This is a genomic window from Streptomyces sp. NPDC127038 (assembly GCF_042725875.1).
In the GTDB taxonomy this organism is placed as follows: Bacteria; Actinomycetota; Actinomycetes; order Streptomycetales; family Streptomycetaceae; genus Streptomyces.
Genome location: NZ_JBHXDQ010000066.1, coordinates 30,412 through 55,098, shown reverse-complemented (window position 1 = coordinate 55,098; position 24,687 = coordinate 30,412). Strand labels below are relative to the sequence as shown.

Annotated in this window: 19 protein-coding genes and 1 pseudogene; 6 read left to right on the top strand and 14 right to left on the bottom strand. The window is 72.4% G+C overall.

The features are described 5' to 3' along the window. Positions 1-38: 38 nt before the first annotated feature. Genes ACFWI4_RS33245 through pdhA (ACFWI4_RS33235) form a run of 3 tightly spaced genes read right to left on the bottom strand, consistent with a single transcriptional unit; the run spans position 39 to position 3,733 of the window. On the bottom strand, positions 39-1,511 hold the full coding sequence (locus ACFWI4_RS33245; RefSeq protein WP_387203932.1) for a dihydrolipoamide acetyltransferase family protein: 1,473 nt from the start codon (positions 1,509-1,511) through the stop codon (positions 39-41). 9 nt (positions 1,512-1,520) lie between these two features. Beyond that, positions 1,521-2,501: an alpha-ketoacid dehydrogenase subunit beta gene (locus ACFWI4_RS33240; protein WP_387203929.1), complete on the bottom strand. Its 981-nt coding sequence runs from the start codon at positions 2,499-2,501 to the stop codon at positions 1,521-1,523. Between the two features lie 2 nt (positions 2,502-2,503). Then, complete coding sequence (pdhA, locus tag ACFWI4_RS33235; RefSeq protein ID WP_385397435.1) at positions 2,504-3,733, bottom strand: pyruvate dehydrogenase (acetyl-transferring) E1 component subunit alpha; 1,230 nt, start codon at positions 3,731-3,733, stop codon at positions 2,504-2,506. Positions 3,734-4,145: 412 nt separating this feature from the next. Between pdhA (ACFWI4_RS33235) and ACFWI4_RS33230 the strand changes: the two genes are divergently transcribed. Then, positions 4,146-4,811 (top strand): response regulator, encoded by a 666-nt coding sequence (locus tag ACFWI4_RS33230; RefSeq protein WP_385397437.1) that lies wholly within the window; start codon positions 4,146-4,148, stop codon positions 4,809-4,811. A 207-nt stretch (positions 4,812-5,018) separates the two neighbouring features. On the opposite strand, the gene ACFWI4_RS33225 is transcribed toward ACFWI4_RS33230, so the two are convergent. Beyond that, a complete protein-coding gene (locus ACFWI4_RS33225) occupies positions 5,019-6,584 on the bottom strand; it encodes a protein kinase (RefSeq protein ID WP_387203924.1) in 1,566 nt (521 codons plus the stop codon). 302 nt (positions 6,585-6,886) lie between these two features. Here ACFWI4_RS33225 and ACFWI4_RS33220 point away from each other — a divergent pair, with 302 nt between their 5' ends. After that, positions 6,887-8,500 (top strand): protein kinase, encoded by a 1,614-nt coding sequence (locus ACFWI4_RS33220; RefSeq protein WP_387203921.1) that lies wholly within the window; start codon positions 6,887-6,889, stop codon positions 8,498-8,500. Between the two features lie 115 nt (positions 8,501-8,615). Here the strand turns inward: ACFWI4_RS33220 and ACFWI4_RS33215 are convergent, their stop codons facing one another. Continuing rightward, positions 8,616-9,158, bottom strand: a complete 543-nt coding sequence (locus ACFWI4_RS33215; RefSeq protein WP_385397443.1) for a bacterial proteasome activator family protein — start codon at positions 9,156-9,158, stop codon at positions 8,616-8,618. A gap of 228 nt (positions 9,159-9,386) precedes the next feature. Between ACFWI4_RS33215 and ACFWI4_RS33210 the strand changes: the two genes are divergently transcribed. Next, on the top strand, positions 9,387-10,364 hold the full coding sequence (locus tag ACFWI4_RS33210) for a hypothetical protein (RefSeq protein WP_387203918.1): 978 nt from the start codon (positions 9,387-9,389) through the stop codon (positions 10,362-10,364). 341 nt (positions 10,365-10,705) lie between these two features. Here the strand turns inward: ACFWI4_RS33210 and ACFWI4_RS33205 are convergent, their stop codons facing one another. Further along, on the bottom strand, positions 10,706-11,686 hold the full coding sequence (locus tag ACFWI4_RS33205) for an NAD(P)H-quinone oxidoreductase (RefSeq protein WP_385397447.1): 981 nt from the start codon (positions 11,684-11,686) through the stop codon (positions 10,706-10,708). Between the two features lie 29 nt (positions 11,687-11,715). Next, a pseudogene (locus ACFWI4_RS33200) lies at positions 11,716-12,411 on the bottom strand (potassium channel family protein); the annotation flags it as partial. A 106-nt stretch (positions 12,412-12,517) separates the two neighbouring features. Here ACFWI4_RS33200 and ACFWI4_RS33195 point away from each other — a divergent pair. Beyond that, on the top strand, positions 12,518-13,627 hold the full coding sequence (locus ACFWI4_RS33195) for a potassium channel family protein (protein WP_387203915.1): 1,110 nt from the start codon (positions 12,518-12,520) through the stop codon (positions 13,625-13,627). Positions 13,628-13,709: 82 nt separating this feature from the next. Here the strand turns inward: ACFWI4_RS33195 and ACFWI4_RS33190 are convergent, their stop codons facing one another. The 5 genes from ACFWI4_RS33190 to pdhA (ACFWI4_RS33170) form a co-directional block, all read right to left on the bottom strand. After that, the gene (locus ACFWI4_RS33190) at positions 13,710-15,155 is read right to left on the bottom strand and encodes a molybdopterin molybdotransferase MoeA (protein ID WP_387203912.1); all 1,446 of its coding nucleotides are present in this window, start codon (positions 15,153-15,155) and stop codon (positions 13,710-13,712) included. Next, positions 15,152-16,189 (bottom strand): NTP transferase domain-containing protein, encoded by a 1,038-nt coding sequence (locus ACFWI4_RS33185; protein ID WP_387203909.1) that lies wholly within the window; start codon positions 16,187-16,189, stop codon positions 15,152-15,154. Before ACFWI4_RS33185 ends, ACFWI4_RS33190 begins: the two co-directional genes overlap by 4 nt. Positions 16,190-16,268: 79 nt before the next feature. Then, positions 16,269-17,828, bottom strand: a complete 1,560-nt coding sequence (locus ACFWI4_RS33180; RefSeq protein ID WP_387203938.1) for a dihydrolipoamide acetyltransferase family protein — start codon at positions 17,826-17,828, stop codon at positions 16,269-16,271. Then, complete coding sequence (locus ACFWI4_RS33175; RefSeq protein WP_385397455.1) at positions 17,828-18,832, bottom strand: alpha-ketoacid dehydrogenase subunit beta; 1,005 nt, start codon at positions 18,830-18,832, stop codon at positions 17,828-17,830. The genes ACFWI4_RS33180 and ACFWI4_RS33175 overlap by 1 nt, the downstream gene beginning before the upstream one ends. Next, a complete protein-coding gene (gene pdhA / locus ACFWI4_RS33170) occupies positions 18,829-19,998 on the bottom strand; it encodes a pyruvate dehydrogenase (acetyl-transferring) E1 component subunit alpha (protein ID WP_385397457.1) in 1,170 nt (389 codons plus the stop codon). Before pdhA (ACFWI4_RS33170) ends, ACFWI4_RS33175 begins: the two co-directional genes overlap by 4 nt. A 189-nt stretch (positions 19,999-20,187) precedes the next feature. On the opposite strand from pdhA (ACFWI4_RS33170), the gene ACFWI4_RS33165 reads away from it, so the two are divergent. Then, on the top strand, positions 20,188-20,673 hold the full coding sequence (locus ACFWI4_RS33165; protein WP_385397672.1) for an Lrp/AsnC family transcriptional regulator: 486 nt from the start codon (positions 20,188-20,190) through the stop codon (positions 20,671-20,673). A 45-nt stretch (positions 20,674-20,718) separates the two neighbouring features. Here the strand turns inward: ACFWI4_RS33165 and ACFWI4_RS33160 are convergent, their stop codons facing one another. Together ACFWI4_RS33160 and ACFWI4_RS33155 are read right to left on the bottom strand one after the other, a co-directional pair. Continuing rightward, the gene (locus ACFWI4_RS33160) at positions 20,719-21,309 is read right to left on the bottom strand and encodes a TetR/AcrR family transcriptional regulator (protein WP_387203904.1); all 591 of its coding nucleotides are present in this window, start codon (positions 21,307-21,309) and stop codon (positions 20,719-20,721) included. Beyond that, entirely contained in the window at positions 21,306-22,820 is a 1,515-nt protein-coding gene (locus tag ACFWI4_RS33155) for a 3-hydroxyacyl-CoA dehydrogenase (protein ID WP_385397461.1), read from the bottom strand. Before ACFWI4_RS33155 ends, ACFWI4_RS33160 begins: the two co-directional genes overlap by 4 nt. Positions 22,821-22,968: 148 nt before the next feature. On the opposite strand from ACFWI4_RS33155, the gene paaN reads away from it, so the two are divergent. Next, a complete protein-coding gene (gene paaN / locus ACFWI4_RS33150; protein ID WP_387203901.1) occupies positions 22,969-24,678 on the top strand; it encodes a phenylacetic acid degradation protein PaaN in 1,710 nt (569 codons plus the stop codon). Positions 24,679-24,687 lie beyond the last annotated feature (9 nt).

Sequence of the window (24,687 nt, the reverse complement as noted above, 5' to 3'; positions counted from 1 at the left end):
GTGCGCGGCAGGCCCCTTCCGTTCGATCGTCCTACGGATCAGGCCCAGGTGATCAGCCGCTTGGGCTGCTCCAGGACGGCCGCGGTGTCGGCGAGGACCCGGGAGCCGAGCTCGCCGTCGACCAGACGGTGGTCGAAGGAGAGCGCCAGGGTGGTGACCTGACGGGGCTTGACCTTGCCCTTGTGGACCCAGGGCTGGAGCTTGATCGCGCCCACCGCGAGGATCGCGGACTCGCCGGGGTTGAGGATCGGCGTGCCCGTGTCGACGCCGAAGACGCCGACGTTGGTGATCGTCACCGTGCCGCCCTGCATCGCGGCCGGCGAGGTCTTGCCCTCACGGGCCGTGGCCACCAGTTCGCCCAGCGACTCGGCCAGCTGCGGCAGGGTCTTGGTGTGGGCGTCCTTGATGTTCGGCACGATCAGCCCGCGGGGCGTGGCGGCGGCGATGCCCAGATTCACGTAGTGCTTCCGGACGATCTCCTGGTTGGCCTCGTCCCAGGACGCGTTGACGTCCGGGTTGCGCTTGATCGCGACCAGCAGGGCCTTGGCGATGAGCAGCAGCGGGTTGACCCGCAGCCCCTGCATGTCCTTGTCCTGCTTGAGCTCCTCGACCAGACGCATCGTGCGCGTGACGTCGACCGTCACGAACTCGGTGACGTGCGGCGCGGTGAACGCCGAGCCGACCATCGCGTTGGCCGTCGCCTTGCGGACACCCTTGACCGGGATCCGGGTCTCGCGCGCGCCGTCGTACGACGCGGCCGGGGCCGGGACCTGCGGCTGGGCGGTGACCGGGGCCTGCTGCGGAGCCGGGGCGGCCACGGGGGCCGGTGCCTGCGCCGGGGCCGGAGCCGCCGCCGCGTGCACGTCCTCCCGCGTGATGATGCCGTCCGGGCCCGACGGGGTGACCGTCGCCAGGTCGACCCCGAGGTCCTTGGCGAGCTTGCGGACCGGGGGCTTGGCCAGCGGGCGTTCCCGGACCGCGGAGCCGTGGCCGTTGAGCTCGCCCTGGATGGCGGTGGCCGCGTAGAGCGTCTCGCTCTGCTGGGCCGGGACGTCCGTGCCCTTGCGGGGGCGGCGCTTGGTGGAGGACTCCGCCACGCCGTACCCGACGAGCACCGGCTTGCGGCCCTCGGGCTTGGCCTCCTCCTCCGGGGCCGCCACCGGAGCGGCGGGGGCCGGAGCGGCCGCGGGGGCCTGGGCTGCGACCGCGGGAGCCGGGGCGGCGGCCGGCGCGGGGGCCGTTCCGCCGGACACGTCCACCGCGATGATCACCTGGCCGACGTCCACCGTCGTGCCCTCGGGGAAGCGGAGCTCGCTCACCACGCCGTCGTACGGGATGGGCAGCTCGACCGCGGCCTTGGCGGTCTCGACCTCGCAGACCACCTGCCCGTCGGTGACGATGTCACCGACCTGGACGTACCACTTGAGGATCTCCGCCTCGGTGAGCCCCTCGCCCACGTCGGGCATCTTGAACTCGCGGAGTCCCGACGCGTTCTCAGTCATCGTCGTCACGACTCTCTCCTAGTACGCCAGCGAGCGGTCGACGGCGTCGAGCACCCGGTCGAGGCCCGGAAGGTACTCCTCCTCCAGGCGGGCCGGCGGGTACGGGGCGTGATAGCCGCCGACCCGCAGGACGGGCGCCTCCAGGTGGTAGAAGCACCGCTCGGTGATACGGGCCGCGATCTCCGCGCCCGTGCCGAGGAACACCGGCGCCTCGTGCACCACGACCAGGCGGCGGGTCTTCTCGACCGAGGCCTGGACGGAGTCGAAGTCGATCGGGGACATCGAGCGCAGGTCCAGGACCTCGATCGACTTGCCCTCCTCCTGGGCGGCCGCGGCGGCCTCCAGGCAGACCTTCACCATCGGGCCGTACGCGGCCAGGGTGAGGTCGCTGCCCTCGCGCGCCACCCGCGCCCTGTGCAGCGGACCGGGGATGGCGTCCTTGTCGACCTCGCCCTTGTCCCAGTAGCGCCGCTTGGGCTCGAAGAAGATCACCGGGTCGTCGCTCTGGATGGCCTGCTGCATCATCCAGTAGGCGTCGCCGGCGTTCGAGGGGGAGACCACCTTCAGGCCCGCGACGTGCGCGAAGAGCGCCTCGGGGGACTCCGAGTGGTGCTCGACCGCGCCGATGCCGCCGCCGTACGGGATACGGATGACGACGGGGAGCTTGATCTTGCCGAGCGCCCGCGCGTGCATCTTCGCGAGCTGGGTGACGATCTGGTCGTACGCCGGGAACACGAATCCGTCGAACTGGATCTCCACGACCGGGCGGTAGCCGCGCAGGGCCAGGCCGATCGCGGTGCCGACGATGCCCGACTCGGCGAGCGGGGTGTCGATGACCCGGTCCTCGCCGAAGTCCTTCTGGAGTCCGTCGGTGACCCGGAAGACTCCGCCGAGCTTGCCGACGTCCTCGCCCATGATGAGGACCTTGGGGTCGGCCTCCAGGGCCGTGCGCAGCGATTCGTTGATCGCCTTGGCGAGCGCCATCTTCTCCGTCGTCATGGCTACTTGCCCTCCCCCGCGTCCGCGAACGACGCCTGGTAGGCGGCGAACTGGGCGCGCTCCTCGTCGACGAGCGCATGCCCGTCCGCGTACACGTTCTCGAAGATGGCGAAGTGGTCCGGGTCAGGCATGGCCCGCACCACGTCGCGTACTCGCTTGCCCAACGCCTCGCTCTCGGCCTCGAGTTCCGCGAAGAATCCCTCGTCCGCGTGGTTTGCGGACTCCAGGTAGGCGCGCAGGCGCAGGATCGGGTCCTTCGCCTCCCACGACTCGCGCTCCTCGTCGGCCCGGTACTTCGTCGGGTCGTCGGAGGTGGTGTGCGCGCCCATGCGGTAGGTGAACGCCTCGACCAGGGTGGGGCCCTCGCCGTTGCGGGCCCGCTCCAGGGCCCACTTGGTGACCGCGAGGCAGGCGAGCACGTCGTTGCCGTCGACGCGGACGCCGGGGAAGCCGAAGCCCTGCGCGCGCTGGTACAGCGGCACGCGCATCTGGCGCTCGGTCGGCTCGGAGATCGCCCACTGGTTGTTCTGGCAGAAGAACACGACCGGGGCGTTGTAGACCGCCCCGAAGTTGAAGGACTCCATGACGTCGCCCTGGCTGGAGGCGCCGTCACCGAAGTACGCGATCACGGCCGAGTCCGCGCCGTCCTTGGCGATGCCCATGGCGTAGCCGGTGGCGTGCAGCGTCTGCGAGCCGATGACGATCGTGTACAGGTGGAAGTTGTTGCCGTTCGGGTCCCAGCCGCCGTTGTTCACACCCCGGAACATGCCGAGCAGGTTGGTCGGGTCGACTCCGCGGCACCAGGCGACGCCGTGCTCACGGTAGGTCGGGAAGACGTAGTCGTCGTCGCGGGTGGCCCGGCCCGAACCGATCTGGGCGGCCTCCTGGCCGAGCATGGAGGCCCACAGGCCCAGCTCGCCCTGGCGCTGGAGGGAGGTGGCCTCCGCGTCGAAGCGGCGGCTCAGGACCATGTCCCGGTAGAGGCCGCGCAGCTCCTCGGGGGTGATGTCGGCGACGTACGGGTCGTACGTGGCGTCCTTGACCCGCTTGCCTTCCGGGGTCAGCAGCTGAACGAGCTCCGGCTCGCCGCCGGTCGCCCCGGGCGACTTCTTGGCGGCCGCGCCGGCGCTCCTGCTCGCGGCGCTCTTGGTACCGGTCGTACTGGCGCTCGCGGCGCTCTTCGTACCGGCGCTGCGTCGCGGCTTGCGCGCGGCAGTGCTCTCCACGGTCACGTGTGCTCCTCCGTCGGTCCGGCCCCCGGGGTTGCCGGAAGGCTGGGGTCCCCCTCGCTCGCGGTTCGAGCTCGGGAGAGCGGCTCGCCTGTTCCGGCACCCGTGCACGGGGTGGGTGCCACTCGGCCGGGAACAGGCGTGACAGGTGCCCCGGCGAGCGCCCTGCAACTGCCACGTTACCCAGTGCTTCACATTTCTGTGAAACCCCTCCTGACCTGCGATTTTGATAGGAAATCCAAGTACTTGGAAACGTGGATTTCCTACTAGATCGAGCAGATCGGAACAGTCGCTGGTCACAGCACTGGTCACAGCCTTGCAGGGGGCCGGAACACCGGCACGTTATCCCGGCCACCCCGGGCTCGGGAAGGGTTCACCTGGGGCAGTGCCCATGATCGTGTGTGAGACTGACATCGTGCGTGAAATCGGGAAAATCACTGTATTCCTCCTCGATGACCACGAAGTCGTCCGGCGCGGCGTCCATGAGCTGCTCTCGACGGAGGACGACATCGAGGTGGTCGGAGAGGCGGGTACGGCGGCCGACGCGCTGGTGCGGATCCCGGCCACCCGCCCGGACGTGGCCGTCCTCGACGTGCGCCTCCCGGACGGCAGCGGGGTGGAGGTCTGCCGCGAGATCCGCTCCGCGGACGAGGACGTCAAGTGCCTGATGCTGACCTCGTACGCCGACGACGAGGCCCTGTTCGACGCGATCATGGCGGGGGCCTCGGGCTATGTCCTGAAGGCCATCCGCGGCCAGGAGCTGCTCGCGGCCGTACGAGACGTCGCGGCCGGGAAGTCCCTGCTCGACCCGGCGGCCACCGCACGGGTCCTGGAGCGGCTGCGGGGCGGTGGCGGCACCAAGGACGACGAACGGCTCGCCCGGCTCACCGACCAGGAACGCAGGATTCTCGATCTGATCGGCGAGGGCCTCACCAATCGGCAGATCGGCGAACGGCTGCACCTCGCCGAGAAAACGATCAAGAATTACGTGTCGAGCCTGCTGTCCAAACTGGGAATGCAGCGCCGGTCGCAGGCGGCCGCCTATGTGGCACGCAAACAGGCGGAACAACAGCACCACTGAATGCGCGGTCCGGCACCGAATGGGCCGGGCCGAAATCGAACACATCGGGCCGGAACCCGGGAAAAGCGCAGGCCGGCGCGGCGGAGCCCGGAAAGCGCGGGCCGGAGCGACGGCGGGCGGCCCGGACGACGACGCGCGGAGACCCGTCGTGGGCCCCCGCGCGCGTGAGGTGTCTTTTCCCGGTCCGTGCGGCCCGGGCCCGTCGGGTCAGCCCAGGTCCCCCGCGGCGGGGGACTCGGTGCCGCCGCCGGCCGGGTCGCCGGTCGTCGGCTCCGACGTCGGCGTGGCCGGTGCGGTGGTCGGGGGCGCCGTGGTCGGAGTCGTCTGGGTCGGCTGGTCCGTCGGCTGGTCCGTCGGCGCCTGGGTGTCGGTGTTCCGGGTCGGGTGGTACGAGGGCGTGTAGTCCTGGTTCCCGCCGGTGTTGGTCGAGTCGTCCGTGGACTGGTCCGTGGACTGGTCCGTGGAGTCGTCGGTGGGCTGGTCCGTCGAGTTCTCGCTCTTGCTGGAGTGCGAGACGGTCGGCGTCGGAGTGGTGCCGTTGCCCGAGTGCGTGCCGTTGCCCATGTTGTGGTACGCGAGCGCGACACCGCCGGCGATGGCGATCATCGCGAAGAGCGCGAGGAGCCACAGCTTGCCGCGTCCGCCGCCGCCCCGGTTGCCGTGCCCCTCGAAGCCGCCGTCGTCGCCGGTCCCGTACTGCGGGATGAGCGGCGCCGGGATCTGCGTGGTGCCGTAGTCGCCGGGGTGCGGCAGCGCGGCCGTGCCGGCGAAACCGCCCGCCTGGCCGCGCGGCCCCTCGTGCAGGGTGACCGGGCCGGTGTTCCAGGTGCCGGTGTGGCTGCCCTGGTCGTAGAGCATCTGGAGCGCGTACTGGACCAGCCCGCGCATCTCCTCGGCGGTCTGGAACCGGTCGTCCGGGTCCTTCGCGAGGGCGCGCATGACGAGCCCGTCGAGCTCCGGCGGCACCTCGCGGTCGACCTCGGAGGGAGGCAGCGGGATGTCCTGGACGTGCTGGTAGACCACCGACAGCGGCGTCTCGCCGGTGAACGGGGGCCGCAGCGCGAGGAGTTCGTAGAGCAGACAGCCCGTCGCGTACAGGTCGGAGCGGTGGTCGACGGCCTTGCCGAGCGCCTGCTCGGGGGAGAGGTACTGCGGGGTGCCCATGACCATGCCGGTCTGGGTCATCGTCGACTGCGCCCCGTGCAGGGCGCGCGCGATGCCGAAGTCCATCACCTTGACCGCGCCGGTCTCCGTGATGATCACGTTCGCCGGCTTGATGTCCCGGTGCACGATCCCGTGCTGGTGCGAGTAGGCCAGCGCCTCCAGGACGCCGGAGACGATGATCAGCGCCTGCTCGGGCCCGGGGGCCTCGGCGTTGATCAGCAGGTCGCGGATCGTGTGACCCTCGACGATCTCCATGACGATGTACGGGACGACGCCGTGGCCGACCACGTCCTCGCCGGAGTCGTACACCGCCACGACCGCGTGGTGGTTGAGCCCGGCGACCGACTGCGCCTCGCGCGTGAACCGCGCCTTGGACACGGGGTCCTCGGCCAGGTCGGCGCGGAGCAGCTTCACCGCCACGGTCCGCCCCAGGCGCACGTCCTCGGCGGCGAACACCTCGGCCATGCCGCCCCGGCCGAGCCTGTGTGTCAGCCGATACCGGCCGTCGCCGACCAGCCCGCCGTTACCCCACATCTCCGGCGCATCTGACATACCGCCGCCAGTCGCCTCGGGGTCGGACGGGCCCTGAGCGCGCTGCTGCTGTGCCATCAGTCCTCGCCGTCGTTTCTGCCCGCGGTCTGCGCGGTGGTTGTTACGGTCTCCGTCGGGCCACGCTACAGGCTCCACGCCTGGCGCCGGTCCGAGATGAGCGTGAGATGGACCGGCCATCCAACCCGCCGGAGGTCCGTCGGTGCAAATTCCGTGTACCGGCCGTACGTCACCTGTAACGCTTCCGCGACGCTTCTTTCTCAGACGGTCACGGAACGGGCACCGAGCTTGACGTGTCCGTGCCCTGGGGCAGACTTGGCCCGGAATAAGCCAATCGATCACGGCCGCGGGGGACGCAGAAGATGAGCCAGGACGGCGCACAGGGGCGGTACGCGGGGCGCGCGGTCGCCGGCGGCCGCTACCAGTTGCGCGATCTGCTCGGCGAGGGCGGCATGGCCTCGGTGCACCTCGCCTACGACTCGGTGCTCGACCGGCAGGTCGCGATCAAGACGCTGCACACCGAGCTCGGCCGGGAACAGGCCTTCCGCGAGCGCTTCCGCCGCGAGGCCCAGTCGGTGGCAAAGCTCACGCACACGAACATCGTCTCGGTCTTCGACACCGGCGAGGACGACCTCGACGGCATGACGACGCCGTACATCGTCATGGAGTACATCGAGGGCAAGCCGCTCGGCTCGGTCCTCGACGCGGACATCCAGCAGTACGGCGCGATGCCCGCCGACAAGGCCCTGAAGATCACCGCGGACGTCCTGGCGGCGCTGGAGATCAGCCACGAGATGGGCCTGGTCCACCGGGACATCAAGCCCGGCAACGTGATGATGACCAAGCGCAACGTCGTCAAGGTCATGGACTTCGGCATCGCCCGCGCGATGCAGTCCGGCGTCACCTCGATGACGCAGACCGGCATGGTCGTCGGCACCCCGCAGTACCTCTCCCCCGAGCAGGCCCTCGGCCGGGGCGTCGACGCCCGCTCCGACCTGTACTCGGTCGGCATCATGCTGTTCCAACTGGTCACCGGACGGCTGCCGTTCGAGGCGGACTCCCCGCTGGCCATCGCCTATGCGCACGTCCAGGAGGAGCCGGTCGCGGCCTCCTCGGTCAACCGCTCGCTGCCCCCGGCCGTGGACGCGCTGATCGCCCGCGCCCTGAAGAAGAACCCGAACGAGCGCTTCCCGAGCGCCGAGACGATGCGCGACGAGTGCCTGCGGGTCGCCCAGTCGTTCCAGGCCGTCGCGCCGAACATCGTGCCGGGCGCCCAGACCCCGAGCGGCTCGGGCGTCGGCTCGGCCGTGTTCCCGCCGGTCGAGCAGGGCACTCCGGCACCGGGCCCCGTGCAGACGCCGTACCAGCCCGGCCCGTACGGAACGCCGACGCCCGCACCGGCGTACGGCTACCCGCAGCAGGGCGGCTACCAGGCACCGCCGCAGACCTCCGCGTACGCCGGGCAGCACGGCCCCGCCACGCCTCCCCCGTACAACCTCTCGCCCCAGCCCGCCCCCGGCGGCGCGGGCGGCAGGAGCAACAAGGCGGTCGTGATCGGATCGGTCGTCGTGGCGCTCATCGCCGTCGGCGGTCTGATCACGGCGATCGTCCTGAACGGCGGGTCGGGCGACGACAGCAAGGGCGGCGGGCACCCCACCAGCACGTCGTCCACGCCGGTCGCGGGTCACAAGGGTCCCGACACGTCCAAGACGATCGACACCGAGAAGTGCACGGATCCGACGGAGTCCTACGACGACCCGAAGAAGATCCAGCTCCCGGACTTCCACTACAAGAACCTCGGCTCGGTCAAGTCCTGCTTCCAGGCCGCCGGTTGGCAGATGAAGATCACGCGCGTGGACGAGAACACCTACGGCGAGGACACGGTCATGGACCAGTTCCCGTCCGCCGGTGAGGACCTCGACCCCAAGAACATGCCCGAGATCGAGCTCAAGGTGTCCACGGGCGACCCGTCCTAGACATCTGCCGGCAGCACGTACGACAAATGGCCCGGCACCATGGTGCCGGGCCATTTGTCGTACCGGGACGGTCCCGGATCGCCGGACCGAGAAGGTGACGGCTCCGCCGCCGCGGTTACAGGTACGGTCCGCCCGAACGGCCCCCCGTGCGGGGGTCCTCGTCGCCCTCCAGGCCGCCGACGCCCGGCGGAAGGGCCCGCCGCATCTGCTCCAACTGCGCCCTGGCCGCCATCTGCTGGGCGAACAGGGTCGTCTGGATCCCGTGGAAGAGCCCCTCCAGCCAGCCCACCAACTGAGCCTGCGCGATCCGCAGTTCGGCGTCGCTGGGGGTCTGCTCGTCCGTGAAGGGCAGGGAGAGGCGCTCCAGTTCCTCCACGAGCTCCGGGGCGAGGCCGTCCTCCAGCTCCTTCACGGAGCTCGCGTGGATCTCCTTGAGGCGGACCCGGCTGGCCTCGTCCAGGGGCGCGGCGCGCACTTCCTCCAGCAGCTGCTTGATCATGCTGCCGATGCGCATCACCTTGGCGGGCTGCTCCACCATCTCCGTCACCGGGATCTCGCGGGAGTCCTCGTCCCCGGTGCCGCCGAGCGCCATTCCGTCCTGGCCGACAACCAGGACCTGAGGGTTCTCCGGCGACCGTTCGTTCCTCGGCATCTCCATGCCGCCATTCTCTCGCACCCACGTACTCCATCACGGTGGTGCCCCCCGTACACGGTGATCCACCACCTAGGTCGGCCCAGTTGGCGAATCCGTGCGGTTCCACGGCCTCTGAAGTGCGCGAATGGCATCACTTTCGGTCGAGATGCCGGGATCACGACCTCATGTGAGGCTGGTTCCGTCGATCACGGCACCCGTCTTGGCGAACCGTTCCGGGAGGGGGTCACCGACGTGACTCCATGGCTGCGCACCCTGCCCACGGCCGGACTCCTCGCGGCCGCCCTGCTGAACGTCCCCGGCGCCCTCGCGGGCGCCGCTCCGGCGAGCGTTCCGTTCCTGTGGTCGGCGGTCCCGTCGGGTACGGGCATCTTCCCGTCGGGTACGGGCATCTCCCCGTCAGGAGCCCAGGCGGGCGCGGCCGTCTCCTCCTCCGCCGTCCTGGCGGCCCCGGCCGTCCTCTCGTCCGCCGTCGCGGTCCGCTCCGGGAGCGGAGCGTCCCGCGCCGCCCCGGCCGGCTCCGGTGCCCGCTCGGACATGCTCCCGACCGGGCCGGGCGGCCCCACCGGGTCCTCGGGTGCCACGGGCGCCACCGGGCCGGGCGGGTCCCCCGGGGCCCCGGGGTCCTCCGGTTCTCCCTCGAACGGCGGTACGCCGGGTCGTCCCCCGGCGGACGAGAGTCCCTCGGCGGCTCCGACCGGCCCGAGGACCACCTCGCCGCCCCCGTCACCCCACGGGACCGGCGCGTCCGGGCCGTCCGCCCACGAGCCCACCGGTCCGGGGGCGTCCGGCGCCGCGGCCCCCAGTCCGGCCGCCTCCGATCCCGTACGGCCCACCCCCACGGCGGACCCGTCCCGCGCGGGCAGCTACGCGGGCGAGGGGCGCGAACGGCCGGGCCGGACGGCGGAGCCGGACGCCACGGACGGCCAGGACGCCTCGGACGGCTCCGGCACTCCCACCGGCCCCGACCCGGACGGCACCACCGCCCCGGGGCTCCAGGACACCGCCCCCGCCGCCGACACCGGCCTCACCGAGCCGAGCACGGCCCCCGAGCCCTCGGGCGACAACGCGATCCCCGTGCAGCAGAGCGTGGTCGGGCCCGGCTCCACACCCGACACCGACCTGGCGATCCTGCCGCTGGGCAGCGGCCTGATCCTCATCGGCCTCGGCCTGGCCCTGGCCTTCCTGGGCCTGCGGGTACGCCGGAGCTGAGAAGGCCAGGGGCCGGACGGGTCCGGGGGCGGTTCAGGCGTCTCCGGACGGCCGGGACTCCCGAGGCCGGACAGGTCCGGGAACGGCCCAGGCGTCTCCGCACGGCCGGGACTCCCGAGGCCGGACAGGTCCGGGAACGGCCCAGGCGTCTCCGCACGGCCGGGACTCCCGAGGCCGGACGGGCCCGGGAACGGCCCAGGCGTCTCCGCACGGCCGGGACTCCCGAGGCCGGACGGGCCCGGGAACGGCCCAGGCGTCTTCGCGCGGGCGGGACTCCCGCCTCCGGTCGGGCCCGGCTCCGGAGCTTCTCGCGGAGCCGGGCCGGCAAGCCCCGGCGGGCCCTACGGAGCGACGAGCAGCACCTTGCCGATGTGGCTGCTCTCCTCCAGCACCCGGTGCGCGTCCGCCGCGTCGCTCATGGGCAGCTCGCGGTCCACGACCGGACGGACCTGGCCGGAGTCGATCAGCGGCCACACGTGCTCGCGCACGGCCGCCACGATCGCCGCCTTCTCGCCGAGCGGCCGGGCACGCAGCGAGGTCGCGGTGACGGCGGCCCGCTTGTTCAGGAGGACGGCGATGTTCAGCTCCCCCTGGATGCCGCCCTGCATGCCGATGATGGCGAGCCGTCCGTTGACCGCGAGGGCGCGCACGTTGCGGTCGAGGTACTTGGCCCCCATGTTGTCGAGGATGACGTCGGCGCCCGCCCCGCCGGTGGCCCGCTCGATCTCCTCGACGAAGTCCTGCTCGCGGTAGTTGATGAGGATGTCCGCGCCCAGCTCCGCGCAGAAGTCGAGCTTCTCCTTCGTCCCCGCCGTGACGGCGACCTTCGCCCCGACGGCCTTCGCCAGCTGGATCGCCATGGTGCCGATGCCGCTGGAGCCGCCGTGCACGAGCAGTGTCTCGCCAGGACGCAGATGGGAGACCATGAAGACGTTCGACCAGACGGTGCAGGTCACCTCGGGCAGGGCCGCCGCCTGCCGGAGGTCCAGGCCCGAGGGCACGGGCAGCAGCTGTCCGGCGGGGACGGCGACCTTCTGGGCGTAGCCGCCGCCCCCGAGGAGCGCGCACACCTCGTCGCCGACCGACCAGCCCAGGACGCCCGGGCCGACCGCGGCGATGCGCCCCGAGCATTCGAGTCCGGGGTAGCGGGAGGCGCCGGGCGGCGGGTTGTACAGGCCCTGACGCTGGAGCAGATCGGCGCGGTTGACGGCGCTGGCCACCACCTCGACCAGCACTTCGCCCTCGGCCGGCACCGGATCGGGAACCTCGTCCCACACCAGCGCCTCGGGCCCACCAGGTTCGGGAATCGTGATCGCGTACATGAGAGGGACGCTACTCCTGGCCGTGCCGGCTACTCCCGCGGCAGGGGCCGAACGCCGGGCGTCGTCCGGGTGCCGTGCGGGACCCGCGCGATCGTGATCAGCCGGTCGGTCGGCTCCAGCGGGCCGACGTCCGGGTCGTCGTAGCCGAGCACGCGGTGTCCTCGTACGACGCTGACCACCAGGTCGGCCGTCTCGCGGGCGCCGAGGCCCACCTCGGCCTTCGTGACGGGCCGCTCCACGATGTCGAGCCCGCTGCCCTGATGGATCAGGTCCTCCATCACCATGCCCGCGGCGGGGCTGAGCACGGAGAGCCCGAGCAGCCGGCCGGCCGCGCTGGCGCTGGTGATGACCGCGTCGGCGCCGGACTGCCGGAGCAGCGGCGCGTTCTCCTCCTCGCGCACCGCGGCGACGATCTTCGCCCCGCGGTTGAGCTGCCGCGCCGTCAGGGTGACCAGGACGGCGGTGTCGTCGCGCTGGGTGGCGACGATGATCTGCCCGGCCTTGTGGACCTCGGCCCGCATCAGCACGTCGCTGCGCGTGGCGTCCCCGACCACTCCCGTGTAGCCCTCGGCGGTCGCCGCGTCGACCACACGGGAACTCGGGTCGACGACCACGACGTGCTCCTTCTTGAGCCCGGTCGCGCAGACGGTCTCGATGGCCGACCGCCCCTTGGTCCCGAACCCGACAACGACGGTGTGTTCACGCAAGGTCGCCCTCCAGCGGCTTCTCGAAAGAACCGAAAGGTCAGTCACGGCTGCGCCGAAGGTGCGTCCTCGTCGGGGACCATGGTCACCGTGCTGTCTGACTGGATCACTGTCGCAGGGGCGATCGATGAAGGACGAGAACGGACCACCCTCCAGGACCGGGAAGTTCTCGATCTTCCGGTCCCTCTGGTACCGGTCGCGGGCCGAGGCCGTGGACGACGCCGAAGCCGGCCGTTCCATCACGATGCCCGTCGCGCGCAGCGTGCCGCCCCTCCAGCAGGTTCTCCGGCGCCTGGCCATGGCGCTGCTGATCCTGTTCGTCACGACGCTCGTCGTCTGGTTCGACCGTGACGGCTACAACGACAACGCGAACGGCAGCGTCGACTTCCTCGACGCCGCCTACTACGCGACCGTCACGCTCTCCACCACCGGATACGGCGACATCACCCCGGTCAGCGACACCGCGCGGCTCGTCAACATCTTCGTCATCACGCCGTTGCGCGTCCTGTTCCTGATCATCCTGGTCGGCACCACGCTCGAAGTGCTCACCGAGCGCACCCGCCAGCAGGTGCGCGTCCACCGCTGGCGTGCCCATCTGCGGGATCACGTGGTCGTCGTCGGCTACGGGACGAAGGGCCGGCACGCCATCGAAGCGCTCCTGGGGCAGGGCATCCGCAAGAACAAGATCGTGGTCGTCGATCCCGAACGATCGGCCACGGAGGCCGCCAGCAGTGACGGGCTCGTGTCCGTACTCGGTGACGCCACCCGGTCGGACACCCTTCGCAAGGCCGAGCTGCACAGTGCCACCCGCGTGATCGTCGCCCCGCAACGCGACGACACCGCGGCGTTGGTGACCCTGACCGCGCGCCAGCTCAACAAGCACGCGACCATCGTCGCCGCGGTACGGGAGGACGAGAACCTCCCGTTGCTGAAGCAGAGCGGGGCCGACACGGTCGTCCTCAGCTCCAGTTCCGCGGGACGCCTCCTCGGTGTGTCGATGGCCTACCCCCACGTGGCGAGGATCCTCGAGAACCTGATGACCTACGGGCGAGGGCTCGACCTCGTGGAGCGTCCCGTATCGGCGGACGAGCTGGGCCGGTCGCCTCGGGACTGCGCGGATCTGGTCGTGGCCGTCGTGCGCCGGAAGCAGGTCTACGACTACACCGAACCCGAGGCCGCCAGCCTCCGGGCCGGGGACCGCGTGATCTCGGTCAGGCAGGGCACATCCGTCCACTGATCAGGCCATGCGCATGTCTGATGGTGTGGTGCGTCCGGCGAAGCCCTGCCTGCGACGGCTGCCGCTCGTGCCCCGGCCCGGTTCAGCCGAAGCACGCGTCGATTCCCGCCGCGGCCCACGGCAGATCGATGAGGTCCAGCTCCTGACCCGCCCGCGCTCCTCCCGGCGGTACGACCGCGAGCGCGTCGGCGGCGGCGACGCCCCGCAGCATCGCCGGGCCGTTGTAGTGCAGCGGCGTGGCCCGCTCGCCGCGCAGGGAGACGGGGATGAGCCGGGTGTCGTACGGATGCCCCTGCACCGCTTCCCCGAGAGGCAGCGTGTACGGCTCCGGGGCCACGCGTCCGGCCAGGGTACGCAGCATCGGCTCGGCGAGCGTGAGCAGCCCGGAGACGGCCGCGAGGGGGTTGCCCGGCAGGCCGACGAGATACTGGTCCTCCCGGGTGCGGGCCAGCAGCATCGGGTGCCCCGGCCGTACCTTGACGCCGTCCACCAGCAGTTCGGCGCCGATCCGGCGCAGGGTGGGGTGGACGTGGTCGACGGGACCGCCCGCGGTGCCGCCGGTGGTGACGATCAGATCGGTCCGGGAGCCGGTGATCGCCTTGTGGAGCGCCTTGGCGTCGTCCCCGAGCCTGCGGACCGCGACGACCTCGGCGCCCAGCGCCCGCAGCCACGGCGGCAGCATGGGGCCGAGCGCGTCCCGGATGAGCCCGTCCCGGGGCAGTCCGCCGCTGAGCAGTTCGTCGCCGAGGACGAGGACCTCGACGCTGGGGCGGGGGATGACGGCGAGCGTGTCGTAGCCGGCGGCCGCCGCGAGGCCCAGCACGGCCGGGGTGACCAGGGCCCCGTGGGGCAGCAGCTGGTCGCCGCTGCGGCACTCCTGGCCGCGCGGGCGGATGTCCTGGCCGTGCGCGAGCGCCGGGACTCCCCTGGAGCGGGCGGCGCCGTGCTCCTGCGTGACTCCCGCGTGCAGCCGTCCCTTGTCGTCGAGGTGACCGTGCTCGCTGCGCAGGACGGCGGTCGCGTCCCGGGGGACCCGGGCACCGGTGGCGATCCGGACCGCCTCGCCGTCCCCGAGCCGCTCCGGCTCCGCGTGCCCCGCGAGCACGCCGTCCTCCCGTACCTCCCAGGGACCGGGTCCGGCGACGGCCCAGCCGTCCATCGCCGAGGTGTCGAAGGAGGGCAGGTCGGTGAGCGCCGTCAGGGGAGCGGCGACGACGAGGCCGAGGGAGGCGTCGAGGGGAGCCAGGAAGGGGGTGCGTCGGGGCAGGGAGCGGGCGGCGCGCTCGGCGATCGCCCGGGCCTCGGGCCAGGGGGTGGCCCGGTGACGCGCGTGCTTGCCGTCACCGCCGTTCCGGGCGCCGGGCGCCGTGACCGCCTGGTCGGTGCCGTGGGGTCCCGGTACGGCGCGCTCGGCCCGGCCGGACTCGCCGGAGGCGTGCGCGCTCACGCCCTTGACCAGGGCGAGCGCCTCCTCGACGTCGAACTCGTCGGCGTCCTGGCCGTCCCGGGTGGAGCGGGCGGCGGTCATCCGGCGTCCGGCGCGGTGGCGGGCGAGCCGGCGTCCGGCCGGGCGTCGGGGGCCGCCGCCGGGGTGTCCGGGGTGTCCTCCTCGGCCCAGCGGAGCGCGAGCGCGGCGGCCTTGCGGGCGGCCTCGGCGACCGCTTCGGTGCCACCGCCGGCCCGCGCGGCCGCGTATCCGACGAGGAACGTGGTCAGCGGCGCGGCCGGCCTGGCGACGCCGTGTGCGGCGTCGCGGGCCAGGTCGAGCAGTACACCGGTGTCGACGTCCAGGTCGATGCCCAGCTCGTCCTTGACTGCGGAAATCCATTCATCCAGCACGTGCCCATGCTCCCTGATGCGTGCTCTGGCGGCGGCGATGTCGTCCCAGGTGTCGCAGTCGAAGGACGCGACGGGGTCGGTGACCCGAGCGAGTTCCAGGGCGGCGACGAGCCGCCGCAGCGGCAGCCCGGCGAGGCTCCCGTGCGCGGCGGCGAGCACGGCCAGCTCCCGTCGCAGCGCGTCCGCGCGGTAGACGGCCACGAGCGGCTGATCCCGCCCACCGGAATCGACGAGGAGGACTCCGTCGGGGGCGACGGGGCCGAGTCCGCCGGGGGCGGCGGGGAGGGGCCCGGGTGGCTCCTGTGCGGGGCCGGCCCCGCGGAGGGTGTCCAGGAGGCGGCGGACCGTCTTCTCCTCCAGGAACGGCAGGTCGGCCGAGAGCACCAGGACGTGCGCCGCCCCGGTGTGCCGCAGCCCGGCGTCCAGCGCGGCGAGCGGTCCCCCGCCGGGCGGGTCCTCGCGGGCCCATTCCACGGGGCGTGCCGTGGGCCTGGGTTCGGCCACGACCACCGTGCGGGCGGCGTCGGCGCAGGCGGCCAGCACCCGGTCCAGCAGGGTTCGTCCGCCCACGCGCACACCGGGCTTGTCCTCGCCGCCGAGCCTCCGGGCGGCGCCTCCGGCCAGCACGACGGCGTCGTAGCCGGCGTCACCGCCGGGGCCGCCCCACGGGGGGACACCGCTTCCAGGTCGCCAGGTCGCGCCCTCGGGCTCGTACGCGGTCATGCCCCGAGTATGGGCGTCCGACGAGTCGGTGCCACCCTCGGGGCACGGCGCGGGTGCCGGTGCGACCGGGTCCCGCCTCCTACAGAGTGCGCAGCAGCACCGCCGGCTGTTCCACGCAGTCCGCCACGTACCTCAGGAAACCGCCCGCCGTACCGCCGTCGCAGACGCGGTGGTCGAAGGTGAGCGAGAGCTGCACGACCTGACGCACCGCCAACTCGCCCTGATGGACCCAGGGCTTGGGGATGATGCGCCCGACGCCGAGCATGGCCGCCTCGGGGTGGTTGATGATCGGCGTGGAACCGTCGACGCCGAACACGCCGTAGTTGTTCAGCGTGAAGGTGCCGCCCGTGAGGTCCGCGGGCGTCAGGGTCCCGGTGCGGGCCGCCTCGGTCAGCCGGCCGAACTCCGCGCTCAGCCCCTCCGCGTCCCGTGTGTGCGCGTCCCTCACGACGGGGACGACGAGCCCGCGCTCGGTCTGGGCCGCGAAGCCCAGGTGCACCTGGCCGAGCCGGACGATCTCGCGGGCTTCCAGGTCGACCGTGGAGTTGAGCTCGGGGAACCGGGCCAGCGCCGCGGTGCAGATCCGGGCCAGCAGGGCCAGCAGCGAGATCTTCGGACCGCCTGCCGCGTTCATCGCCCTGCGTGCCTGCATGAGCTCGGTGGCGTCGGCGTCCACCCAGCAGGTCGCGTCGGGGATCTCGCGCCGGCTGCGCGAGAGCTTGTCGGCGACGGCGCCGCGAACGCCCTTGAGGGGCACACGGACGCCCTGCGGGGCGGCGCCCCGGGAGACACCGGCCGCACCGGGCACGACCGAGGTGATGTCCGCGTACGCGGTCGTCCGGCCGGTGAGGCCGTCGTACGAGGGCTCAGCGGCGGGCGCACCGGAACCGGCGGCCGGAGCGTGCCCCGGTGCCGCGGTGACGGACGGCCGGACCCGCCCGGCGGACGCCGCGCGCAACGCGTACTCGACGTCGGCCCGCAGGATGAGCCCCTCGGGACCGGATCCCTCCAGCTGCCGCAGGTCCACACCGTGCTCCCGGGCGAGCCGTCGCACCAGGGGCGAGATGACCGGCACGGGACCCTCGCCCCGCCCAGGGGCGACACCGTTGCGGCCGCCCCGCGACATGCCTGCCGCGGCCGGCGGTACGGCGGCGACGGGCTCGGAGCGGACCGGCTCGGAGCGGGTCGGTTCCGGGCGGGAGGGCGAGGTGCCCGCGCCCGCGCGGGAGGGTGCCCCGGCAGGTCCTCCGGCCGCGGGCCCGCCGGAGGGACGCACCCTGCGGCGACGCGCCGGGGGCGCACCCGTGCCGTAGCCCACCAGCACGTTCCCGGAGCCCTCGTCGCTCCGCTCGTCCGCGCCGGCCCCGGTCCCGGTCCCGCCGTCCTCGGCCGGGCCGCCCACGGCGACGGTCAGCAGCGGCGCCCCGACGGGCATCTCCGTGCCCTCCTCGCCGAAGCGGGCGGTGACCACACCGCCGTAGGGGCAGGGGACCTCGACCATCGCCTTGGCCGTCTCGACCTCGACGACGAGCTGGTCGACGGCGACGACGTCACCGACCTCCACCAGCCAGCGGACGATCTCCGCCTCGGTGAGTCCCTCCCCGAGGTCGGGGAGCTTGAACTCCAGCACCTGTGCCATCAGCTCTGCGCCTCCCATTGCAGACGTCCCACGGCGTCCAGGATCCGGTCGACGCCGGGCAGGTGGTGCCGCTCCAGCATCGGCGGCGGATACGGGATGTCGAACCCGGCGACGCGCAGCACCGGCGCCTCCAGGTGGTGGAAGCAGCGCTCCGTGACGCGGGCCGCGATCTCCCCGCCCGGTCCTCCGAAGCCGCCCGACTCGTGCACGACGACCGCTCGTCCGGTCCTCCGCACCGACGCCGCGACCGTCTCGTCGTCGAACGGCACCAGGGAGCGCAGGTCGACGACTTCGAGGTCCCAGCCCTCGGCCCGCGCCGCCTCGGCGGCTTCGAGGCAGACGGGCACGGACGGCCCGTACGTGATCAGCGTGGCGCTCCGGCCGGGGCGCCGCACCACGGCGCGGCCTATCGGCTCAACGGCCGGCGGCTCCTCCGGGTTCCAGGAATCCTTCGACCAGTACAGGCGCTTGGGCTCCAGGAAGACCACCGGGTCGTCCGAGGCGATGGCCTCCCGCAGGAGTCCGTAGGCGTCGGAGACGGTCGCGGGCATGACGACGTGGAGGCCCGGGGTCGCCATGTAGTACGCCTCGGAGGAGTCGCTGTGGTGCTCGACCCCGCCGATGCCGCCGCCGTAGGGGATGCGGATGGTGATGGGCAGGGGCATGGCGCCCCGCGTGCGGTTGCGCATCTTCGCCACGTGCGAGAGGAGCTGCTCGAACGCCGGGTAGGCGAACGCGTCGAACTGCATCTCGACGACCGGCCGCAGACCGTACATGGCCATGCCGACGGCCGCGCCGAGGATGCCCGCCTCGGCGAGGGGGGTATCCGTGCAGCGGTCGTCGCCGAACTCCTTGGCGAGCCCGTCGGTGACCCGGAAGACACCGCCGAGGGTGCCGACGTCCTCGCCCATGACGTGGACGGTCGGGTCGGCGGCCATGGCGTCACGCAGGGCGCGTCCGAGCGCCTGCGCCATCGTGGCCGGTTTGAGGGCAACCGTGGTCATCGCCCGGCTCCTTCCGGGCCGTGCGGGCCCGCTCCGGGCGTGCCGTCCGCCTCGGCGTCCAGCTCCGCCCTCAACAGGCTCTCCTGCTCAAGCAGTTGAGGAGTGGGTTGGGCATACACATGGGCGAACAGGTCCATGGGGTCGAGCACCGGGTCCTGGTTCATGCGCTCCCGCAGGTCCGCGGCCATCGCCTCGGCGCCGTCGCGCACCGCCTGGAGGGCGGCCTCGTCGAGCAGTCCGCGCTCGGTCAGCTCGTGCTCCACCAGGGCGACGGGGTCGTGGCCGCGCCAGGTCTCGACCTCGGAGTCGACCCGGTAGCGGGTGGCGTCGTCGGCGTTGGTGTGGGCGTCGATGCGGTACGTCACGGCCTCGACCAGGGTGGGACCGCCGCCCGCGCGCGCGTGGGCGATGGCCTCGCTCAGGACCTGGTGCACGGCGACCGCGTCGTTGCCGTCTACCAGGCGGCCGGGCATCCCGTAGCCGACGGCCTTGTGGGCCAGCGACGGGGCGGCGGTCTGCTTGGCGAGCGGCACGGAGATGGCGAAGCCGTTGTTCTGCACGAGGAAGACGACGGGGGCCTGCCACACGGCGGCGAAGTTCAGCGCCTCGTGGAAGTCGCCCTCGCTGGTGCCGCCGTCGCCGACCAGGGCGAGCGCGACCACGTCGTCGCCCTTGAGGCGGGCGGCGTGCGCGAGGCCCACGGCGTGCGGGAGCTGGGTCGCGAGCGGGGTGCACAGGGGCGCGATGCGGTGCTCGTGCGGGTCGTAGCCGGTGTGCCAGTCGCCGCGCAGGAGCGTGAGCGCCTGGACGGGGTCGAGGCCGCGGGCCACGGCGGCGAGGGTGTCGCGGTAGCTGGGGAAGAGCCAGTCGCGCTCTTCCAGCACGAGCGCGGCGGCGACCTCGCAGGCCTCCTGGCCGGTGCTGGACGGGTACACGGCGAGACGGCCCTGCTTGGTGAGAGCGGTGGCCTGCACGTTGTACCGCCGGCCGCGCACCAGCTCCGTGTGGAGGCGGCGCAGCAGGTCCGGGTCGACCTTGGCGGCGGCGTCGGTGCCGAGGACGCGGTGGGGCAGCGCGTCGGGCAGCAGCGGCGCGGGGTCGGTGCGGGGCTGCCAGGCGGGCGGCGGCGTGGGCCGGTAGGCCCCTCGCTGCTCCATGACCGTCATGACGGCACCTCCTCGTGGGAGCGGCTTCGGACGCGACACGGGTGTGATGCGCCTCACCTACCGATTGTTCGGTCGTCGGCACATTTTGGCTACAGGCGCCGCCAGGCTGTGGACAAACGGTTCTGCGCGGCCTGAGATGGATGCATTACGTCCATGGTAGGGAGGCGGGGGGACATGGCACCTGAACAAATGGCCGAGCCGCCGGAGGCCGGACCCTCCGTGCCGCCCGCCCGTCCGCTCGACGCGATCGACCAGGACATCCTGCACATGCTCCAGGCGGACGGCCGTGCCTCCATACGTTCGGTGGCCGAGCGGGTCCACGTCTCGCGGGCCAACGCCTACGCGCGGATCAACCGGCTGATCGAGGACGGGGTGATCCGCGGCTTCGGGGCGCGCGTCGACCACGAGCGCGCGGGGCAGGGCACCTCGGCCTACATCACCCTCAAGATCGTGCAGAACTCCTGGCGCACGGTGCGGGAGCGGCTGCGGGTGCTGCCCGGGGCCTCGCACATCGCCCTGGTGGGCGGCGACTTCGACGTGCTGCTGCTGGTGCACACGCCGGACAACCGGGCCCTGCGCGAGCTGGTCCTCACCCGGCTCCAGGCCATCCCGGAGGTGCTCAGCAGCAGGACGCTGCTGGTCTTCGAGGAGGAGGACCTGGAACCGGAGGGCTGACGCGGGCCGGACCACCGGCCCGCGCCACAGCACCGCACCAGGGGCCTACGACTCCCGGCGGAGCCCTCCGAAGACCAGCACCACCACGGCGTCGGCCACCTCACGCGCGCCCATGCCCCGCGCGTCGGGGCGGTACCACTCGACGAGCGAGTTGATCATCCCGAAGACCAGCCGGGTGGCGAGCCTGACCTCCACGTCACCGCGTACGTCCCCGTCGGCGGCCGCGGCCTTCAGGAGCTCGGCGACCCGGTGGTCGAAGTCGCGGCGCCGCTCCAGGGCCCACCGCTCGGTGTCCGTGTTGCCGCGCACCCGCAGGAGCAGCGTCACGTAGGGCAGCTCGGAGGTGAGCACCTCGACCATGCGCCGGACCACGTACTCCAGGCGCTCCACGGCCCGTCCCACGCGCGCGTGCTCCTCGTCGAGGATCTCGAAGAGGCCGTCGAGCGCCCGGCTCACCGCGCGCCGCAGCAGCTCCTCCTTGCCCGCGACGTGGTGGTAGATCGACGACTTGGAGATGCCGGCCGCCTTGGACAGGTGCTCCATGGACGTGCCGTCGTAGCCGCGCTCGTTGAAGACCTGGACGGCCACGGACAGCAGCGTCTCGGGGGTGTACGTGTCGCGCTTGGCGGTGGTCACTGGGCGCCCTCCCGCTTCTCGTCGGCGTACGCGTGGCGGTAGAGCGCCAGCGAGGGCGCGTAGCGTCCGGAGGGGTCGCGCACGTGCAGTTCGTCCAGGAGGTCGTACGACCAGTTCGCGCCGAGCCGGCGGCTCCACTCGAAGGGGCCGAGGGGGTAGTTGACGCCGAGGCGCATCGCGGTGTCGATGTCCTCCTCGGTGGCCACGCCCTTGGCGACCGCGTCGTACGCGAGGTCGACGATCCGGGCCACCGTGCGGGCGACGATCATGCCGGGGCAGTCCCCGATCACGCTGACGTCCTTGCCCAGCGCCTGGAAGAGGCCGATGGCCTCGGAGAGCGTCTGGGGAGCGGTCTCCTGGGACGTCGACAGGGCGATCCGGGTGGCCTTGCGGTAGTCGAGCGCGAGGTCGAAGTAGACGACGTCGCGGAACTCCACCGAGGTCTGGCCGTCGGCGAGGACCAGCTGGCCGCCGCCCGGCAGCACCAGCCGGGTGCCGTGGTCCTCCTCGTCCTCCCGGACCTGGATGCCCGCCTCGCGGATCAGGGCGAGGAGATCGGCGGCGGGGCCCAGATCGCCCTCGGCGACGACGTACGCGGGCGGCTGCGCCTTCTCCGCGGTGTGCGGCTCGGCGGCCTCGGCGCCGTCGCCGTAGTCGTACCAGCCGTGCCCCGCCTTGCGGCCGAGCCGGCCCGACTCGACCAGCCGCCGCTGGGCGAGCGAGGGGGTGAAGCGCACGTCCTGGAAGAAGGACCGCCACACGGAGTGCGTGACGGACTCGTTGACGTCCTGGCCGATCAGGTCGGTGAGTTCGAAGGCGCCCATCCGGAAACCGCCGGACTCGCGCAGCACCGCGTCGATGGTGGCGGGGTCGGCGGCCTGGGACTCGTGGACCGCGAACGCCTCGGCGTAGAAGGGCCGGGCGATGCGGTTGACGATGAACCCCGGGGTGTCCGCGCAGGCGACGGGGGTCTTGCCCCAGGCGCGGGCCGTCTCGTACGCGCGCGTGGCGGAGGTGACGTCGGTGGCGAACCCGGAGACGACCTCCACGAGGGGCAGCAGCGGCGCCGGGTTGAAGAAGTGGAGCCCGACGAGCCGGCCCGGGTTGCGCAGCGCGCCGCCGATGGCCGTGACGGACAGCGAGGAGGTGTTGGTGGCCAGCAGACAGTCGTCCCCGACGATGTCCTCCAGGTCGCCGAACAGCTTCTGCTTGACGTCGAGTTCTTCGAGCACCGCCTCGACGACGAGCGTGCAGTCCGCGAGGTCGGCGAGGCTCTCGGCGGGCCGGAGACGGGCGCGCGCGGCGTCCCGTTCGGCACCGGTGAGCCGGTCCTTGGCGACGAGCCGGTCGAGCCGGGCGCCGATCGCTTCGGCCGCCGCGGCGGCACGCCCGGGAGCCGCGTCGTAGAGCCGCACGGGGTGGCCCGCCACCAGCGCGACCTGGGCGATGCCCTGGCCCATGGTGCCGGTACCGACGACTGCCACGGGGCTGCTGAGGTCGAGTGCTGTCATGTGCGCGATCCTCCCGCACGACGTTTTCCACAGATGCGGCGGACCCCCTTGTCCCGACCGATCGTTCGGTTACTCTAACCCTGACTGTCCATTCCTGCCCAGCTCGCGAGCTCGACGAGGAGCTCTTGAGACGAGGAGTTGGTCCTTGATGGCCGCCGAAACCACCGCGCACCAGCTGATCGCCCAGCACCGTCCCACCCTCGATCAGGCGCTGGAAGCGATCCGCACACGCGCGTACTGGTCCCCGCATCCCGAGCACCCCAAGGCGTACGGCGAGCACGGCAGCCTGGGCATGGCCGAGGGCAAGGCCGCCTTCGACGCCCTCCTGGGCACCCGCGTCGACCTGGGGCAGCCCGGCACGGACGACTGGGTCGGGGGCGAGGTCTCGCCGTACGGCATCGAGCTGGGCGTCACGTACCCGCACGCGGACATCGACACCCTGCTGCCCGCCATGCGCGCGGGGCAGCGCGCCTGGCGCGACGCGGGCGCCGAGGTCCGCGCCGTGGTGTGTCTGGAGATCCTCAAGCGGATCAGCGACCGCACCCACGAGTTCGCGCACGCGGTCATGCACACCAGCGGCCAGGCCTTCATGATGGCGTTCCAGGCGGGCGGCCCGCACGCGCAGGACCGCGGCCTCGAAGCGGTGGCCTACGCGTACGCCGAGCAGGTCCGCACCCCCGGCACCGCGGAGTGGAGCAAGCCCCAGGGCAAGCGCGACCCGCTCGCCCTCACCAAGCAGTTCACGCCCGTCCCGCGCGGCATCGCGCTGATGATCGGCTGCAACACCTTCCCGACGTGGAACGGCTATCCGGGCCTCTTCGCCTCCCTGGCCACGGGCAACGCGGTCCTGGTGAAGCCCCACCCGCGCGCGGTGCTCCCGCTCGCGCTCACCGTGCAGGTCGCCCGCGACGTGCTCACCGAGGCCGGCTTCGATGCGAACCTGGTGGCGCTGGCCGCCGAGCGTCCCGGCGAGGGCATCGCCAAGACGCTGGCCACCCGCCCCGAGATCCGCATCATCGACTACACCGGCTCCACCGCCTTCGGCGACTGGCTGGAGGCCAACGCCCGCCAGGCGCAGGTCTACACGGAGAAGGCCGGCGTCAACACGGTGATCGTGGAGTCGACCGGTGACTACAAGGGGATGCTGTCCAACCTGGCGTTCTCCCTGTCGCTCTACAGCGGCCAGATGTGCACGACCCCGCAGAACCTGCTGATCCCGCGCGAGGGCGTGTCCACGGACGAGGGCCACAAGTCCTACGACGAGGTCGTCGCCGATCTCGCGAAGGCGGTCGGCGGACTCCTCGGCGACGACGCCCGCGCGAACGCGCTGCTCGGCGCCATCGTGAACCCGGACGTGAAGGCCCGCCTGGAGGCCGCCGCCGGACTCGGCGAAGTCGCCCTGCCCTCACGGCAGATCGACAACCCGGAGTTCCCCGGCGCCGTCGTGCGCTCGCCGCTGATGGTGAAGCTCGACGGCTCCCGCAAGTACTGGGAGAACGCCGGCGACGACGAGGCCGCCTACATGAGCGAGTGCTTCGGCCCGGTCTCCTTCGCCGTCGCGGTCGACTCCGCCGCGGACGCCGTGGAGCTCCTGCGCCGCACCACCCGGGACAAGGGCGCGATGACCGTCGGCGCGTACACCACCGACGAGGCGTTCGAGCGCGAGGTGCAGGAGGCCTGCCTGGAGGAGTGCGCCCAGCTCTCCCTGAACCTCACCGGCGGGGTCTACGTCAACCAGACGGCCGCGTTCTCGGACTTCCACGGCTCCGGCGGCAACGCCGCGGCCAACGCGGCACTGTGCGACGGGGCGTTCGTGGCGAACCGCTTCCGGGTGATCGAGGTACGCCGGGAGGCGTGAGCCCCCTCG